We start from the raw sequence: 15,957 nt of genomic DNA on the forward strand, positions 1-15,957 counted from the left end.
TACGTTGCGTGCCCTCTGTGACGACCTGAAACTGCCCATACCGTCCGCGCGGACTCCGTTGGACATGGTCTGCCACCCGCTGTTGGACAAGGCCTCCGAACAGTTCGCCGATCCTGGCGCCGCGCATGAGCGCATCCGTGCCATCGATGATGTGGTGCTGTTCAGGGTGAAGGTGCAACGCTGGCGTGGAGCCGTATGGGCGGACGACCCCGAGGTCGAGATCCCAATGTGGATGGTCGCCGCCGGGACCCGCGAGGACGGCTCCAATGATGACTTCTACACCGCTCTGGAAACCAGCGGGAAAGCGGCCCGTGCCCGCTACAACGCCGAGCACGATCATGCCCTGACCACCGGCACCTACAGCGGGCATCTCCTACCCACCCGTGACGACCATGACCGCTACCAGCTCGAAGCGGCAACCAGATTCGCCCTACGACTCAACTCCACGATCCGCGCTCTCGCACGTGGATCCTTGCACGACGGCCACGAACACGCTGCTGACTTCTCCGGCTTCCGCCTCGGGATCCAGGTCCGCGCCGACAACGGCAACGAAACCTACGCGGCGATTCGCATTACCGGCTCAGTCCCGGCGAACCTGGTCGCGATGATCCTGGGCCGGGTTCCCGGCTGCGAGGCAGACGGCTGGTTCCCCGAATACGCACTGCCCGAACGTGACCTCCTGCCCGCAGAACAGGTCTGGTCCAACATCATGGATCCCAAGGCCGCCGCCGAGCTTCTAGAGGAATCTTGACAGTCCCGATGCGTTGTGGGCCCCGCTTGGTCGCTCTCGTACGTGCCGGAGCCCGCTTCGAGCGCAGCGTACTCATCGAACGTGACCGAGGCAACGCGGCATGACCGGCCATACCGTACGCCCGCTGCTCTTCCTCGACGTCGACGGGCCACTTCTCCCGTTTGGGGAGGACCCGCAACGCGCACCACGGGCTACCGCACCGGACTCCGGCTTGGCGCGGCTCACCTCCGAGACGGGGCGTCGGCTGGCGGCGCTGCCCTGTGAACTCGTCTGGGCGACGACCTGGGAAGACGCGGCGAATGCCGAGATAGCGCCCCGAGTCGGGCTGTCACGGCTACCCGTCGTGAGCTGGCCGGAGTCAAACGGCCGGCATGAACGTGAAGACCAATGGTTCGGGCTTTGCTGGAAGACCCGGACCTTGGTGGAGTGGGCGGACGGACGCCCATTCGCCTGGGTCGACGACGAGATCACCGACGCCGACAGGGAGTGGGTGTCCAGGCACCATGGCGGCCGGGCTCTCCTGCACCGAGTGGAGTCATATCGAGGGCTCACCAGCGAAGACTTCGCAGTCCTCGATCGATGGCTTCGAGCTCTGTAAGCCCCTGCCCCTTTTCGTGCGCCCAGCACGCTGGAAGATCCTCTCGATGATGAGTGTTGGAGTTCGGTGTCGTTGATCTGAGCCAGCAGGTCCTTTCTGCCGCTCGACGAGTAGGTGCGATCATGGTGACAGGCGTAGTACGTCCAGCGTCAGCGACCGATTAGGACCGTGCGTAGAAAACGCCCATAGGAAATCTTGCGATAAGCGGTGAGTTCGCGAGCGAGTCTTTGCTCCTCCTGAACCGCCGTGCGATGCTCGGCACGTAACGCCGCCAGTCGCTGATTGGCCCTTTGGAGCGCCTGTTCGCCGGCCTGTACGGCGGCGCTGTGCCGGTCGTTCAACTGGCGCTCTGCCTCTGTCTGCCGCCGGACGAGGTCGATGCGGCTGTTCTGCCGGCTCTGTTCGACTTGGGCCCGCCTATCCTTAAAGGACTGATGCGGTTCCTTCCGTATCCAAGGCCGTTCATGTCCTGGACACCTGTGGGCGAAACACCTTGCGGTACGCGCCCGGTGTGACGCCGAGGACTTGGCCGAACTGCGAACGAAAGTTGCTCGTCGTCGGGAATCCGGTCTGGGCGGCGATTCGGTCTATGGTGTGGTCGGTGGTTTCGAGCAGTTCCTGCGCGTGACGGATGCGCACGCCCGACACCCACTGCATAGGGCTCTGCCCTGTCTCGTCCTTGAATCGACGGGTAAGTGTGCGCACGCTCATACCGGCCACGGCGGCGATGTCCGCAAGCGCCACGTCGCGGTGCGCGTTCGCCTCGATCCATGAGAGTGCCTGTTCAAGGGTCGTCGTCCGGTAGGTCGCTCGGTTCCGGACGATGTACTGTGCTTGCCCGCCCGGGCGGTGCAGCGGCGCGACCGCGAGGCGGGCGGCGTCTGCCGCGACCGCCGTTCCGTAGTCGCGCTGGACGATGTGCAGGCACAGGTCGAGACCGGATGTGGCGCCGGCGGACGTCAGGATGTTCTCGTTGTCCGTGTAGAGCACGTCGGGGTTGAGTCGGACAGCGGGGTACCTGGATGCGAACTGGTCCGCGGCGAGCCAGTGGGTTGTCGCGTCCCGGCCGTCGAGCAAGCCCGCCTCGGCCAGAGTGAAGGCGCCGACGCAGATCGACGCGATCCGTGTTTCCCGCTCCACCGCGGCACGAAGGGCTGAGAGAACCGCGGGCGGCGACGGCTGCAACGGGTCGTTCCTCCCCGGTACCACGATGAGGTCGGCACGTTCGAGCGCGTCCAGTCCCTCATCGATTGCCAGGCGCAGGGGGCCTGCCTGGATCGACTGCTCGTGGCCGGCAACGACAAGCCGGTATCCGGGCCTTCCGTCCGGTAGGCGTACGCGTCCGAAGGTCTCAATGGGTGTGGCCATATCGAAGGCGATCGCATCGGGAAGCGCGAGCACGACGACCGTGTACATCCTCGCATGATAGCCATCTCAGCCTGTGGCTGGATTCAGGTGTTCTCTGTCTTGATAGCCATTGGTCTGACCTGCCGGCGAAGGCGAGGATGGAAGGAGCGTCCATTGAAAGGAACCATCCATGCCTCAGCTCCGCGCCCAGTTCGTGCTCTTCGACGGGTTCGACCCGCTCGATGTCATCGCCCCGTTCGAGGCGCTCACCGCCGGCAGTGACTTCCTCGGCGGAGCGTTCGCGGTGGAACTCGTCAGCGCGAGCGGTCCCGGCATCGTGCGATCCGGTACGCCCCAGATATCCCTCACGGCCGTCGCCGTGCTGGACCCTGATGCGCCCGGCTATGTGCTTGTCCCAGGAGCGGCCGGTCCCGTCGATGGAGATCCCGATGCCGGAGCCGAGACCATTCCCGTACTTCTGGGCCGGTTCGCGTCGAGCGACGCGATGCCCCTGATTCGCCGCGCGCTCGACAACCCGGACATCACCGTCGCGGCCCACTGCGGGGGTTCACTCGCGCTTGCGATGGCCGGCCTCATCGAGGGGCGCACCGCGACCACGCATGTGCTCGGCATCGACATGCTCGACGCCACGGGAGTGAACGCCATCCGCGCACGCGTGGTGGACGACGGTGACCTCATCAGCGGAGGTGGTGTCACCTCGGGCCTCGACGTCGCCCTGTACCTGCTCGAACGCGACTTCGGCTCCCACACCGCGCACGCGGTCGAGGAGCTTTTCGAGTACGAGCGCCGCGGGACCACCTGGAAGAGCGCGCGCCGACTTGCGGCCTGATCCATTCACCTCGATCCCTCAGAGAACGGAAGTCCCGAACAAATGAGCGCCATCGCCGGAACCTGGCTGCTGCGCATGAAGACACCCGTCGGCACCATCGAAGCCGACTACAGCTTCGAGGAAGAGGACGGGGGGATCCGCGGTAGCGCGAGCGGTGGCGGCGAAACCACGCCCCTCACGGACGTCGCGGCCGAGGACGGCCCGGCCGGTCAGCGCGTCACCTGGCGACAGCGCATCACCAAGCCGCTACGACTGAACCTCGAATACGACGTCACGGTCAACGGCGATGTCCTCACCGGCGAGTCCCGCGCCGGGCGACTGCCACGCACGCGCGTGACCGGCGAGCGGACCAGCGCGTGAGCGCATTCCTGCTCTCGGTCCATGTGCTCGCGGCGATCCTCACCATCGGCCCGGTCGCCGTCGCGGCGAGCATGTTCCCACGTTTCGCGCGCCTCGCCCTCGCCGCACCCGATGACCCGAGAAACGTTGCCGTGGTGCGCATCCTGCACCGCATCACCCGCGTCTACACAGTGATCGGAGTGCTCGTTCCCGTGTTCGGCATCGCAACCGGCGCGAGCATCGGTGTGCTCGGCGACATATGGTTGATCGTCTCCATGATCCTGACCGCCGCCGCCGCTGCGCTGCTGATCGCGTTCATCCTGCCCCATCAGACGCGCGTCGTCCGCACACTCGACGCGGGCTCGGACGACGTGGACGAGGCGGTGCCTGACAGAATCGCCCGCCGACTCGGAATGCTGACAGGCGTGTTCAACCTGCTATGGGCGATCGTCGTCGTCCTCATGATCTACCGGCCCGGCTCGACCACGGGAGTCGGACTATGAGCCCGCGTCGCACACTGCAAATCGTCGGTACGGTGGAACTCGCCACGCTCGTGCTGATGCTCGCCAACATTGTCACCGTCCACCTGCCGGAAGTCTCACGAGTCCTTGGTCCTGTGCACGGATTGGCCTACACCGCCACGGTCATCACGGCCGTCCTCGTCATGGACGGACGCCGCAGGGTGTGGATGCTCGCGCTCATCCCCGGGATCGGCGGCCTCCTCGCGTCGCGTGCCGCGTCACCGGAGCGACTGGAACGGTGGCTATTGGACAACGAACTGTAGGTGACCACAGGACACCTCGTCACGCCACGTTCCGAGACCACGTCGGCCGTTTCTCCGGCGATGCTCGGGTCCAGGGGGATCGGCCCGCAAAAAAGGGGCGCTGCCCGGCATTGACTGAAGAGGGGAGAAGGTAGACGGGCACGTCGGCGAAAGCTACACTGCTGGCCGTTCGAAAGGCAAAAACAGACACGTCTACCGGTTAATTGTATCATGAGGAGTGCCATTGTCAATCGAGGCGTTGCGCGAGGAGCAGGAGTACGTGTCGATGCTGTACGGCCGGCTCGATGAGCTCCGCGAACACGTCACCGAACGGCTGACCCGGGTGCTCGCGACGACCGGCGGCAACGCCCAGGCGCGCGTCGAGAGGGAGGCCGCCCACGCCGCCCACGCCGAACGCCTCGCCCAGCTCAACGCGGCCGAGCACGGCCTGTGCTTCGGACGGCTCGACATGCTCGACGGCGAGCGTCGCCACATCGGCAGGATGGGCCTGCTCGCCGACGACGCCACCACCGCATCCGTTGCCAAAGGCACCGACGACGCCGGGGACGTCGAGGACGTCGAGGACGCTGCCCCGCTGCTCATCGACTGGCGGGCACCGGCCGCCCGCCCGTTCTACCTCGCCACCGCGGTCACCTCGGAGGGCGTCCGGCGGCGCCGGCACATCAAGGACCGCGACCGTACGGTGGTCGAGGTCCACGACGAGGTGCTCGACCTCGAATCCGCGGCGGAGGCGAGGCACGAGGGGCTGGCGGGCGAGGCCACCCTGCTGGCCGCGCTGAACGCAGGCAGAACCGGCCGGATGACCGACATCGTCCAGACGATCCAGGCCGAGCAGGACCGCGTCATCCGCTCCGAGCACACCGGAGTGCTCGTCGTGCAGGGAGGGCCGGGGACGGGAAAGACCGCGGTGGCGCTGCACCGCGCGGCCTATCTGCTCTACACCCGGCGGCGACAGCTGGCGCGGCGGGTGGTGCTGGTCATCGGGCCGAACGCGACGTTCCTGCGCTACGTCGGCAACGTGCTCCCCGCGCTGGGGGAGACGAGCGTGCTGCTGTCGACGATCGGCGAGCTGTATCCCGGCCTGACCGCGGAACGGGAGGAAAGACCGGAGACCGTCGAGGTGAAGGGCCGGTCGGCGATGGCCGAGGTGGTCGCCGCCGCGGTACGCGACCGTGAGTGGGTGCCCGAGGACCACCTTGAGGTGGAGTACGAGGGACAGACACTGCGCCTGGACCGGCGGACCTGTGAGCGGGTACGCGACCTGGCGCGGTCCTCCCTGCTCTTGCACAACCCGGCCAGGCCGATCGTGGTACGAGAGATCAGCGGAGTCCTTGCCCAGCAGTACGCCGAACGCATCGCCACCGATCCGTTCGACGGTGAGCTCCTGCTGGACGACGACCAGGTGGAGGGCATCCGCAGGGAGATGCTCACCGACGAGGCGGTCCTCGCGGCACTTGACGAGCTCTGGCCCGACCTGACGCCACAGCGACTGCTCACGGATCTGTTCGGCTCGCCGGAACGCATCGCCTCGGCGACGCCGGGGTTCACCCCCGAGGATCGGGCGTCGCTGCTGCGGGAGCCCGGCGGCGGCTGGTCGCCCGCCGATGTGCCGCTGCTGGACGAGGCGGCCGAACTGCTCGGGGAGGACACCAGGGCGGAGCGGATCCGGTGGGAGCGCGAGCGGCGTGAGCGGGTCCGCTACGCGCAGGGAGTGCTGGACGTCGCGATGGGGTCGCGGGCCACCGACCTGGAGGACGACCAGGAGGCCGAGATCCTCACGGTCAACGACCTGATCGACGCGGAAACGCTCGCCGGGCGGCACGAGGAGGAGGACCACCGCACCTCGGCCGAGCGCGCGGCGGCCGACCGGACCTGGACGTTCGGGCACGTGATCGTCGACGAGGCGCAGGAGTTGTCGGAGATGGCCTGGCGGCTGCTGATGCGCAGATGTCCGGCCAAGTCGATGACCGTCGTCGGGGACACCGCGCAGAGCGGCGAGCCGGGCGGCACCCTGTCGTGGGGGCGGGTGCTCGACCCCTACGTCAAGGGCCGCTGGCGACTCGAGAACCTCACCAGGAACTACCGGGTGCCCGCGGAGATCATGGCCGTCGCCGCCGAGGTCCTGACGGAGATCGACGCCGACCTCGAGGCACCCGTCTCGGTACGGGAGAGCGGGGTCGGGCCATGGGCACTTCGCGTGCCGCAGGAGGAGCTCACCGACCGGCTGGTCGAGGTCGTCGCGGCCGAAGCCGCGAAGCTGACCGACCGGCGACTCGCGGTCATCGTGCCGGACTCGTTGCTGGAGCCGCTCGGACTCGCGATCGTGGCGAGCGTGCCGGAGGCGTCGGTGGGCGAGAACCCCGATGCGCCCCGGCCCGTTGTCGTGCTGAACGTGCGGCAGGCCAAGGGCCTGGAGTTCGACGAGGTGCTGGTGGTCGAGCCCGGTCTGATCGTGGCCGAGTCGCCACGCGGGCTCAACAACCTCTACGTCGCCCTGACCCGCGCCACCCAGCGGCTGGGCGTGCTGCACACGCCGTCGCGGCCCGTGCCGCGTGCGCTGACATCAGGTGTTTACGGCCAGGAAGCTGATTAGACCTACGCGCCGGGTTTGTCGGCGAACACCCAGCGGTTGCTCGCCAGGGCGTCGTTCGGTTCGGGTAGCGGGCCGTGACCGTGACGGCGGGTGAAGTCGAAGGGCGTGTGGATCGCGGTGGACCAGCCCAGCTCCCGCAGGCGGCCGGCGGAGTCTGGGCGCGGCTCCCCGTCGAACAGGGCGAGCAGGTCGACGCCGATCTGTTGCCTGGTCGCGACGTAGACGGGGCTGGCGCGGACCTGCGGGGACTCCGCCCAGAGCTTGACCTCGAAGCCCAGGGTGCTTCCCCCGGCGCTCAGGCGGTCCACGGTGTCGATGAGACGCCGCTCGGCGGCCGACGGGAGATAGAGCAGCAGGCCCTCGGCCAGCCACGCGGTCGGCACGGCCGGGTCGAAGCCGGCGTTCAGCAGCGACCGGGCCCAGTCCTCGCGCAGGTCGGTCGCGATCGGGCGGCGGGTGGTCGCCGGGACGGCGGCGAGGTCGTCGAGCACGTGGTGCTTGAACGTCAGGACGCCGTCGCGGTCGATCTCGTAGACGACTCGGTCCGGTGGCCAGCCGAACCGGAAGGCCCGCGTGTCGAGGCCCGCGCCGAGGAGCACGACCTGCCGGGCGCCCGCGTGGACCGAGCGGACGAGGAAGTCGTCGAGGACTCGGGTGCGCAGACCGAAGTAGCGCCCCAGCCTGCCCCAAAGGGGGTTGGCGTCCCCGCCCGGAACCTGTGCCGGGCGGACCGGCCAGGCCGCGGACGCCTCGGCGGCGCGTACGAAGTGCTCGGCGTAGGTGTCGGCGGCCAGAGCGTCGGGCCGGTGGGTCTCGATCGCCCGCGCGGCGGCGACCATGAGGGCGGTCAGGCCGACGCCGCCTTCGACACCTGGCACGCGTCCTCCTCTCCGGCCTGGGGCACCCACGGGTGGTCGTGGGTGCTGAGGTGAGCGCCATAGAGACGGGCCATGAAGCGCAGGACGTCTGCGTCCGGCAGGTGCCGGCCGGTGGTGCAGTCGGTCAGCACCGTGATGTGGAAGCCCTTCTGGAACGCGGTCCGGGCGGTGGAGTCCACGCAGACGTCGGTGTACAGGCCCGCGAGTACGAGCCGTTCGACGCCCCTGTGGACGAGGTGCTGCTCGAACCCGGTGCTGAGAAAGGCGTCGAAGCACGCTCGCTTGGTGAAGACACGCTCTCCCGGCAGAGGTGACACCCGGTGGAACTCCGCCCCCCACGAACCTTCCCGGCACTTGAGCGGCTTGTTCTGTATGCGATCCCGGCGCAGCCAGCTCGGACCCTGATGTTCGGCGTCGCCGACGAACCGGACGAAGATCACCTCCATGTCGCGGGCACGGGCCCGGTCGACGGCCAGCGCGGTGCGCGTCGCGACGGCCTCCAGGGTCGCGGGGTCGCCGGAGTAGCGGGCGTGAGCGGTCGGCCCGACGCAGAAGTCGTTCTGCAGGTCTACGACGACCAGCGCGGTGGTCATGAGTTCACCGCCGCGGTCGGCAGCCCCGCGGGCTCCAGCGCGTCGAGCAGTGCGTCCACCATGGCGGTGGTCGAGTGCCGTCCGCCGAGGTCCGGGGTGCCGATGCCTCGGCGGACGAGTGATTCGAGACCGCGCTCCACCATCCGCACCGCCCCGGCGCAGCCCGCGTGCCGCTCGGCGATCGCCGCCGCGGCGCGTACGGTCGCCACCGGGTTGACCGTGTCCGTTCCGGCCAGGTCGTCGGCGGAGCCGTGCACGGTCTGGTACTCGACCAGTCCGGCCGCGTCGGGGTGCAGGTAGACGTTCTCGGTGCAGCGGTTCTCCTGACGTTCGGAGCCGAAGCGGTCCAGCAGGACCACGTGCATGATGTCGGCCCATTCGTTGCCCGCGATGATCAGCGTGCGGGGATGCGGGCCGTGCTCGATCAGATTGCGGTTCACCGTGTCCGGCTGGAACAGGCGGATCTCGACGCCGTGCCGCGCGGCGCTCTCGGCGACCCACTCGTCGAGGGCCCCGTCGAGCAGGTGGAACTTGTACGCCATGACGATCTGGCCGATTCCGCCGTCCGGCCACTCCTGCCGCGCACGCCGCACGGCGAAGGCGATGACCTTCTCGGTGATCTCCCGGCTGAACGCCATGGTGCGGACCAGCGCGCCTGGCACGTGGGTGTTCTCCCCGGTGTAGAAGCCCTGGGCCTGGTCCCGAACCAGCAGCAGTGACGCGTCCGGGGTGGTCATGACGTCGACCTTCACCGCCTGCAGGCGTCGGCGGACCAGGTAGAGCGACTGGGCGTTGACAGCCGTGCGGAAGACGGCGGGAACGCCGAGAGCGGCCAGTGTGCGGCAGAAGTCCGCGTAGTGGTCGGCGTCCTCCCCGGTGAGTTCACGGACCCGCTCGATCCCGGCGTCGGCCTTCAACGAGAAATAGGAGTGGTAAATCCGTTTCGACCGGGTGATGTTGATTCCGGCCGAATATCTGTCGGTGATTCCGGTCAGCACCCGTTCGAAGACCGTCGCGAGTTCGGGGCCCGTTCCTCGGCCGACGGCAAGTCCGATGACTGGTTCCACGGATATTCCTTACGTCGAAGACCGGATATGTCGGGTTGCCGAGACTCCGATCAGATCGGCCCGCCGACCAGGTGATCGCCGGGAATTCCGGTCTTCTCCGGGCGGTAGTAATCCTTGATGCCGGCGGCCCAGACCGAGACCGTGATCTGATCGGTCTCCGAGGGCCCGAACGCGTCGAAGAGCGCGTCGATGTTCGCGCGCTCGAAGCCGATGGCCGTCATGAGCGCCATGAAGACGTGCCGTTCGATGAGCCCGTCGCCGTCTGGGTCGCCCAGCTCGGCCAGCGCCTCGGCGAAGTCGGTGATCGCCGCGTCGAAACGCTCCGGGGACAGGACGCACGCGGTGTACTCCTCGAAGCTGATGCGGCCGTCGTCGTTGGCGTCCAGCTCGGAGGACAGGGCCGCCCAGTAGCCCCGGAAGGCGGCCAGCACGGCGGCTTTGGCCGTGTCGTCGGAGTCGGAGGCCGCCGCGACGACCCGGCTCGCCATGAGCTCGAAGTCGTCGGCCTCCAGGAAGCCGGTGCCGTCGGCGTCGAGCAGGGTGAAGACGAGACCTACTCGATCAATAGCCGCTTTCTGCATATTCCATGACCTTTCTTTGGTTGCCACTCGAAACGAGGGCTGAAATCTTGACCCCGACTGTACATGACTATGTCGAGTTGTGACTCGCGGTCTGCGACATGACTGGCCGCCAAAGAAGTCAAATGCGACTATTAAAATGAATGCGACCAAACATTAAATAGCATAATTATTCCAGTCATTTGTTTGGTTGTTTGTGCTGGTTCTGGCCTATGGTCGATTCTGTGTCGGCAGAGGTCCGCCTGACGTGGCTGATCTCATGCGCAGCGAATTCCGCCGCGTGCGCACCATCCGTCCGTGAAGACGGTGAACCTTCATCCAAGGGTGCGGGCCAGGGACTCGGCTCTGCGGCGGTCGTACGGTGCGGCCAGGTGTTCGGCGGTCGCCATCGCCTGCTCGGCCGCCCGACTGGCCTGCCTTCGCCTGCCCAGGGCGGCCAGGATCAGCGCGAGGGCCCAGCCGATCCGGGCGGCGGCACCGGGGTTGCGGGCGGCGTACCGGTGGAGGTGCCCGAGCAGGAGGTGGGCCACGGTCCGGTCTTGTCCCGCGTCCCCGAGCAACTCGGCGAGGCCGGTCCAGCACTCCAGCATGCCGGGCTGCACCGCCGGCAGCCGCTCGGCCAGCGTCAGCGCCTCGGCCAGCGCCGCGGGCGCCCGCGGCGGGTCCAGGCGGGCCGCGATGGTGAGCAGGCGCAGCTCCTGGATCGTGCGGCTCGCCGGGCTGTCGCGCAGGCCGATCTCCTTCGCGTGCGTACGCCGCCGCTCGTGTGAGGCGCGGGCGGCCGCCAGCAGCTCCCGGATCCGCTCCACCGGTACCCCGTCCAGGCGCAGCAGCGCTTCCGCCCGGCCGGTCAGGCACCAGTGACGGCCGATGTCGTCCCCGCCCACCCGCGCGACCGCCAACTCCTCCGTCTCCGCGTACCCGGTGGCCGCCGCGGCGAACTCGCCCTGCCACAGCGCGGTCTCGGCGAGCATGCCAGCACAGTTCTCGGCCACCCGCGGGGCGATCGCCCGCGACCGTCCCTCCGCGAACGACCGCCTGGCGTCCTCGAAACGGCCCGCGTGGAGCAGGTCGATCCCGCGGGCCAGCCGGGCCCGGTGCACGGCCTCGTCCGGGTGGTCGATGACGGAAAGTTCCTGGTCGGCGAGGCTGCCGTAGAGGGTGGCGATCCGGTGGCGGCCGGCGAGGCGGGCGATGGTGGCGAAGTTCGCGTAGGACTCGGCGCGCAGGGCGGGGTCGGTGCCGCGGTCGGCGGCGTTGAGCTGGCGCAGTGAGGTCACCAGCATCACGGGGAGGTCCCGCCGGTGGTAGGCGAGCCGGGCGAGCAAGGTCAGCGCCTGCGCGGCCTCGGCCTCGCATGGACGGAGTACGGGAGGGAGACGGCGGGCGGCTGTGATCGGCAGGAGGCGGTGGGCGGTCTGGCGGGCGGCGGCGGTCAGGAGAGCGGTCGCGAGGTCGGTGGGGGTGGTGGGAAGTGACTCGCCGAGCGTGTCGAGGGCGGCGCGGGCCAGGCGGGTGGCGGCGCGTTCCCTGGCGAGCTGGTGGGAGCTCACCGCGGCCATCCGGAGCAGGCGGGCCCGCAGGCACAGGTCTTCCTGAGGACGGTCGAGGTGCTCGCGGACGATCGCCACCGACTCCTCGTAGAGGCGCAATCGCAGGCACAACGTCCAGTAGTGGTCCAGGAAGCGCGGCTGCCGGGACACCCGCCAGGCCAGGCGGATGTTGTCCATCTCGGCGCCGAGCACGCGGACGACCTCGGCGTCCGAGCCGTCCTGGAGCGCGGTGGCGTGCCGGTCGAGGAGGCGGGCGTAATGGCGGGCGTGCCGTTCGCGTACCTCCGGGTCCTCCAAACGGGCGGCGGCGAACCGCTGGATGAGAGGGTGGAGGGTGTACCGGCCGGACGGGGTGAGCTGCAGCACGCTGTGGTCGACCAGGTGGACCAGCACCTCGGGGCTGGTTCCGGTGACCTCCAGGGCCGCGCGCAGGGTGCAGCCGCCGCCGAATACCGACAACGCCGCCAGCGCCGCCCGCCTCGCCGGGTCGAGCAGCCGCCAGGACGTCTCGAAGACCGTACGCATGCTCGTGTGCCTGGACCGTGCGGCGGGCCCGGCCGTGGAGAGCAGCGCCGTGTCCACGCCGAGGCGTTCGGCCAGGTCGGCGCACGGCACGGCACGCAGCAGGCCGGCCGCCAGCTCGATCGCCAACGGCAGCCCGCCGGTCGCGGCGCAGATCGCGGCCACCAGCGGGGCCTCGCGCTCGGAGTCGAATCCCGGCTGGACCTTGAGCGCCCGCACGACGAACAACGCCTCGGCGGCCGGCTCGGCAAGCCCTTCCACCGGGACGACCACCTGTCCGGGCACGTCCAGCCGCCGCCGGCTGGTCGCCAGTACCCGCACGCCCGGCGCCACCCGCAGGATCTCCGCGATCACCCCGTCGAAGGACGGCAGATGTTCGAGATTGTCGAGCACCAGCAGCGTCGAGCGACCGGCGAGGGCGGCGAGCAGCAGCTCGGCGGCGGGTCGCGGCGGCGAGAGGTCCACGCCGAGCCGACGCGCGAGCGTCGTCACAGCCGCCTCCGCCTGCACCCCGACAAAAGATACGAACGCGACATTCGCTGAGGAAAGCGGGGCAACATTGCGCTCGCCGGCTCGCGCGGAGGATACGGAGGACAGGGACGCGATGTCGTGCTTCCTGGTCCCCGCAGAGGAGAGGGACGAGGCATCCCGGTTCCCGGCCTCCGCCACGGCGATGGCCAGGCGGGTCTTGCCGATGCCGCCCGGGCCCGACAGGGTGATGAGGCGTTCCCGGGACAGCAGGGCACGTAGGCGGCGGATGTCGGACTCGCGGCCGATCAGCTCCGATCCGGGGACCGGCAGGGCGGCCTTGCGGGGGGTCGCGGGCCGGGGTGTGAGGCCCTGGCGGAGCGCGCGGGTCTCGGGTACGGGATCGACGCCCAGCTCGCGCGCCAGCCGCAGGCGCAGCCCCTCGTAGCAGGCCAGGGCCGCGGCCCGGTTTCCGGTCCTGGCCAGGGAGGCGATCAGCACGCGGTGGGCCTCCTCGTCGTACGGGTCCAGCTCCGTCACGATCCTGGCCAGCCGTACGACGTGTTCGGAGGCGGCGGGCCCAGCGCGTACGAGCAGCTCGCGCAGCACCAGCCGGGCCCGCTGCCGCTCGCACTCCAGCCACCCGGCGAACGCGGGCGCGTCCCCGAAGGAGAGACCGTCGAGGAACTCCCCGCGCCACAACCGGAGCGCCCCCGCCACCGTCGGGTCCCGGGTGAGCTGCCGGTAGTCCACGAAGCAGTCGTCGTCGGCGCGGAAGCAGACGTGGTCGCGGGTGATGTCGAGCCGGCCGCCCACGTCCTTGCGCAGCTCCGACAGCGCCAGCCGCAGGCTGCCCCTGGCGTTGGTGTCGGGACGCTCGCCCCACAGCAGCCCCGCGAGCTCGGCCCGCGAGCGCGCCCCCGGCACGGTGGCGAGGTAGCAGAGGAGTGCCTGGGTCTTGGCGGAACGGATCCGCACCGGCCTTCCCCCGACAGCCAGCTCGGGTGTGCCGAGCAGCAGCAGACTGAAGGAGTCTCCCATGCGAAGACAGTAGGCGCGTGCCCGCCGACCGACTGTGTCAGAAGGCACGCAGTTCGTATGCTCTATGCCATTGACCTGCGATCTAACGATGTGCTCACGCTCCGCCCGCGACTCTGATGCCGCGTTTCGCGACGGTCGCGAAACGTCAGCGTCTCCAGGAGGAGCAGCATGCATTCTCGTAAGGTGATCGCCGCACTCGCCCTGGCCGGAGGTCTGGTGGCGCCGATGGCGTTGGCCGCGACCCCGGCGGCCGCCATGGCAGGCTCGTGCCGCGTGGAACTGGAGGACATCGACGCCGGCAATGTGGCCGACCGGGACGGCCGGGACGAGCTCCGGTTCCTGGTCGACGGAAACCTGTTTCCCAGGATCAACGCCAACTACTACGGCATGAACGCCGGTGACGACGGGGATCCCCGCGACTTCGAATACCCGACGTCGATCATCCTGAACACCCAGGACGTGGTCTTCGACCTGCGCGAGGTCGACGGCCCGGTCTGGGGACAGGGCGACCGGCTCGGCACGGTGACCGCCCTCGGCAGCACCTGCGCCGGGCTCGCCACGGGCGCCGTCAGGATCATCACGAGGACCCTCACCGGGACCGAGCAGACGGACTACTCGTACGTGGTCAGCCTTGAGATGACCGGTCTGTAACCGCCCTCGGAGCTGAGGCCGCGCTGCCGCCGCGGGGCAGCGCGGCACGAGCATCGGCGGCGCGGCCGTCGTCGACGAGCCGTGCCGTCAATGCCGTCAATGGCCCTGCACCTGCGCGGACAGAACCTCGGCCCGCGCGACATCGCCGTCATGTTCGAGCTCCGCAGCGCCCCTCTGGTGCGAGAAGGCCGGACCGATCCGCTACGCCGGAGCCCTGAGCCGCTCAGATTCACGCCGTGTGCCGGTAGGCGGGGTAGGTGAGATAGCCGGCATCGCCGCCCTGGTACCAGGTGGACTCGTCGTGCGGCGCGATCGGGAGCCCCTGGCGCAGCCGCTCCACGAGGTCGGGGTTGGCGATGAAGGCGCGGCCGAAGCTGATCAGGTCGGCGCCGAGGCCGAGCCAGTGGTCGGCGGCGGCCCTGTCGGTCTGTCGGGGGCCCATCGGGAAGACCGGGTTGACGATGAGCGTGGCGGGCCAGGACTTGCGCAGCCCGACGAGCACGTCCTCGTCGGTGGTGGCCTCGAGGTGGACGTACGCCAGGTCCAGGGTGGCGAGTTCGGCGAGCAGCGCGCCGTACAGGGCGGGGACGTCGGTGTCCTGCGCGCCCCAGATGCCCGCGCCGGGGGAGAGCCGGATGCCCGTCCGGTGCGCTCCGACCGCGTCGACGGTCGCGGACACCGCCTCCACGGCGAATCGGATCCGGTTGGCGATCGATCCGCCGTAGACGTCGGTGCGCAGGTTGGCGTTGCTGGAGAGGAACTGGGCGATGAGGTAGCCGTTCGCGCCGTGCAGTTCCACGCCGTCGAAACCGGCGTCGACGGCCCGGAGGGCGGCTTCGGCGTAGGACCGGGCGTGCTCGGGCACCTCGGCGGTCTCCAGCGCCCGCGGCACGGGCGCCGGTTTGGGGCCTGTCGGGGTGAACACCTCCCCGGTGGCGGGAACAGCCGAGGGGCCCACCGGCCGCGTCCCCGTGGTGTCGGGGTGGGAGACCCGGCCGCCGTGCATGATCTGGGCGAAGATACGACCGCCGTTGGTGTGGACCGCGTCGGTGACCGGTCGCCAGGCCGCGACCTGCTCGTCGGTGTACAGACCGGGGGTGCCCGGATTGGACTGCCCGACCAGGCTCGGCTGCACCCCTTCGGTCACGATGAGCCCGGCGGCGGCGCGCTGGGCGTAGTAGGTCGCCATCGAGGGCGTCGCCAGGCCGCCCGCACCCGCGCGGACCCGTGTCATCGGGGCCATCACCACGCGGTTGGGCAGGGTCAGCGCACCGAACCGGTAGCGGTCGAACAGGGTCGTCATCTGCGTACGCCTTTCCGAGGTTCCTGAGAACGGTCGCGTCC

Annotated in this window: 15 protein-coding genes; 8 read left to right on the top strand and 7 right to left on the bottom strand. The window is 69.3% G+C overall.

Annotated features, from left to right (window positions below):
• Positions 1-58 precede the first annotated feature (58 nt).
• Positions 59-751, top strand: a complete 693-nt coding sequence (locus AB0B96_RS20110; RefSeq protein ID WP_362900615.1) for a hypothetical protein — start codon at positions 59-61, stop codon at positions 749-751.
• Between the two features lie 100 nt (positions 752-851).
• Positions 852-1,349, top strand: a complete 498-nt coding sequence (locus AB0B96_RS20115) for an HAD domain-containing protein (RefSeq protein ID WP_362900617.1) — start codon at positions 852-854, stop codon at positions 1,347-1,349.
• 462 nt (positions 1,350-1,811) lie between these two features.
• On the opposite strand, the gene AB0B96_RS20120 is transcribed toward AB0B96_RS20115, so the two are convergent.
• Positions 1,812-2,765, bottom strand: coding sequence for a helix-turn-helix domain-containing protein (locus tag AB0B96_RS20120; protein WP_362900619.1), 954 nt, complete (start codon positions 2,763-2,765; stop codon positions 1,812-1,814).
• A gap of 121 nt (positions 2,766-2,886) precedes the next feature.
• Between AB0B96_RS20120 and AB0B96_RS20125 the strand changes: the two genes are divergently transcribed.
• From AB0B96_RS20125 to AB0B96_RS20145, 5 genes are all read left to right on the top strand, one after another.
• Positions 2,887-3,546, top strand: coding sequence for a DJ-1/PfpI family protein (locus AB0B96_RS20125; protein ID WP_362900621.1), 660 nt, complete (start codon positions 2,887-2,889; stop codon positions 3,544-3,546).
• 42 nt (positions 3,547-3,588) lie between these two features.
• On the top strand, positions 3,589-3,906 hold the full coding sequence (locus AB0B96_RS20130; protein WP_362900623.1) for a hypothetical protein: 318 nt from the start codon (positions 3,589-3,591) through the stop codon (positions 3,904-3,906).
• Positions 3,907-3,929: 23 nt separating this feature from the next.
• On the top strand, positions 3,930-4,388 hold the full coding sequence (locus AB0B96_RS20135; RefSeq protein ID WP_362900625.1) for a hypothetical protein: 459 nt from the start codon (positions 3,930-3,932) through the stop codon (positions 4,386-4,388).
• Positions 4,385-4,669, top strand: a complete 285-nt coding sequence (locus AB0B96_RS20140; protein ID WP_362900627.1) for a hypothetical protein — start codon at positions 4,385-4,387, stop codon at positions 4,667-4,669. Before AB0B96_RS20135 ends, AB0B96_RS20140 begins: the two co-directional genes overlap by 4 nt.
• A gap of 223 nt (positions 4,670-4,892) precedes the next feature.
• Entirely contained in the window at positions 4,893-7,262 is a 2,370-nt protein-coding gene (locus tag AB0B96_RS20145) for an AAA family ATPase (RefSeq protein WP_362900629.1), read from the top strand.
• A gap of 2 nt (positions 7,263-7,264) precedes the next feature.
• On the opposite strand, the gene AB0B96_RS20150 is transcribed toward AB0B96_RS20145, so the two are convergent.
• From AB0B96_RS20150 to AB0B96_RS20170, 5 genes are all read right to left on the bottom strand, one after another.
• Entirely contained in the window at positions 7,265-8,140 is an 876-nt protein-coding gene (locus tag AB0B96_RS20150) for a class I SAM-dependent methyltransferase (protein WP_362900631.1), read from the bottom strand.
• Positions 8,110-8,733 (bottom strand): cysteine hydrolase, encoded by a 624-nt coding sequence (locus AB0B96_RS20155; RefSeq protein WP_362900633.1) that lies wholly within the window; start codon positions 8,731-8,733, stop codon positions 8,110-8,112. The genes AB0B96_RS20150 and AB0B96_RS20155 overlap by 31 nt, the downstream gene beginning before the upstream one ends.
• Entirely contained in the window at positions 8,730-9,800 is a 1,071-nt protein-coding gene (locus AB0B96_RS20160; protein ID WP_362900635.1) for an isocitrate/isopropylmalate family dehydrogenase, read from the bottom strand. Before AB0B96_RS20160 ends, AB0B96_RS20155 begins: the two co-directional genes overlap by 4 nt.
• 50 nt (positions 9,801-9,850) lie before the next feature.
• Positions 9,851-10,381 carry an EF-hand domain-containing protein gene (locus AB0B96_RS20165; RefSeq protein ID WP_362900637.1) on the bottom strand — a complete coding sequence of 177 codons (531 nt, stop codon included), beginning with the start codon at positions 10,379-10,381 and terminating at the stop codon, positions 9,851-9,853.
• 311 nt (positions 10,382-10,692) lie between these two features.
• Complete coding sequence (locus tag AB0B96_RS20170) at positions 10,693-13,962, bottom strand: BTAD domain-containing putative transcriptional regulator (protein WP_362900639.1); 3,270 nt, start codon at positions 13,960-13,962, stop codon at positions 10,693-10,695.
• A gap of 168 nt (positions 13,963-14,130) precedes the next feature.
• On the opposite strand from AB0B96_RS20170, the gene AB0B96_RS20175 reads away from it, so the two are divergent.
• Entirely contained in the window at positions 14,131-14,613 is a 483-nt protein-coding gene (locus AB0B96_RS20175) for a hypothetical protein (RefSeq protein ID WP_362900641.1), read from the top strand.
• Between the two features lie 229 nt (positions 14,614-14,842).
• On the opposite strand, the gene AB0B96_RS20180 is transcribed toward AB0B96_RS20175, so the two are convergent.
• Positions 14,843-15,916: an alkene reductase gene (locus AB0B96_RS20180; protein ID WP_362900643.1), complete on the bottom strand. Its 1,074-nt coding sequence runs from the start codon at positions 15,914-15,916 to the stop codon at positions 14,843-14,845.
• Between the last annotated feature and the right edge of the window lie 41 nt (positions 15,917-15,957).

Origin of the sequence: Streptosporangium sp. NPDC049046 (genome assembly GCF_040649155.1) — a bacterium.
Taxonomy (GTDB): Bacteria; Actinomycetota; Actinomycetes; order Streptosporangiales; family Streptosporangiaceae; genus Streptosporangium.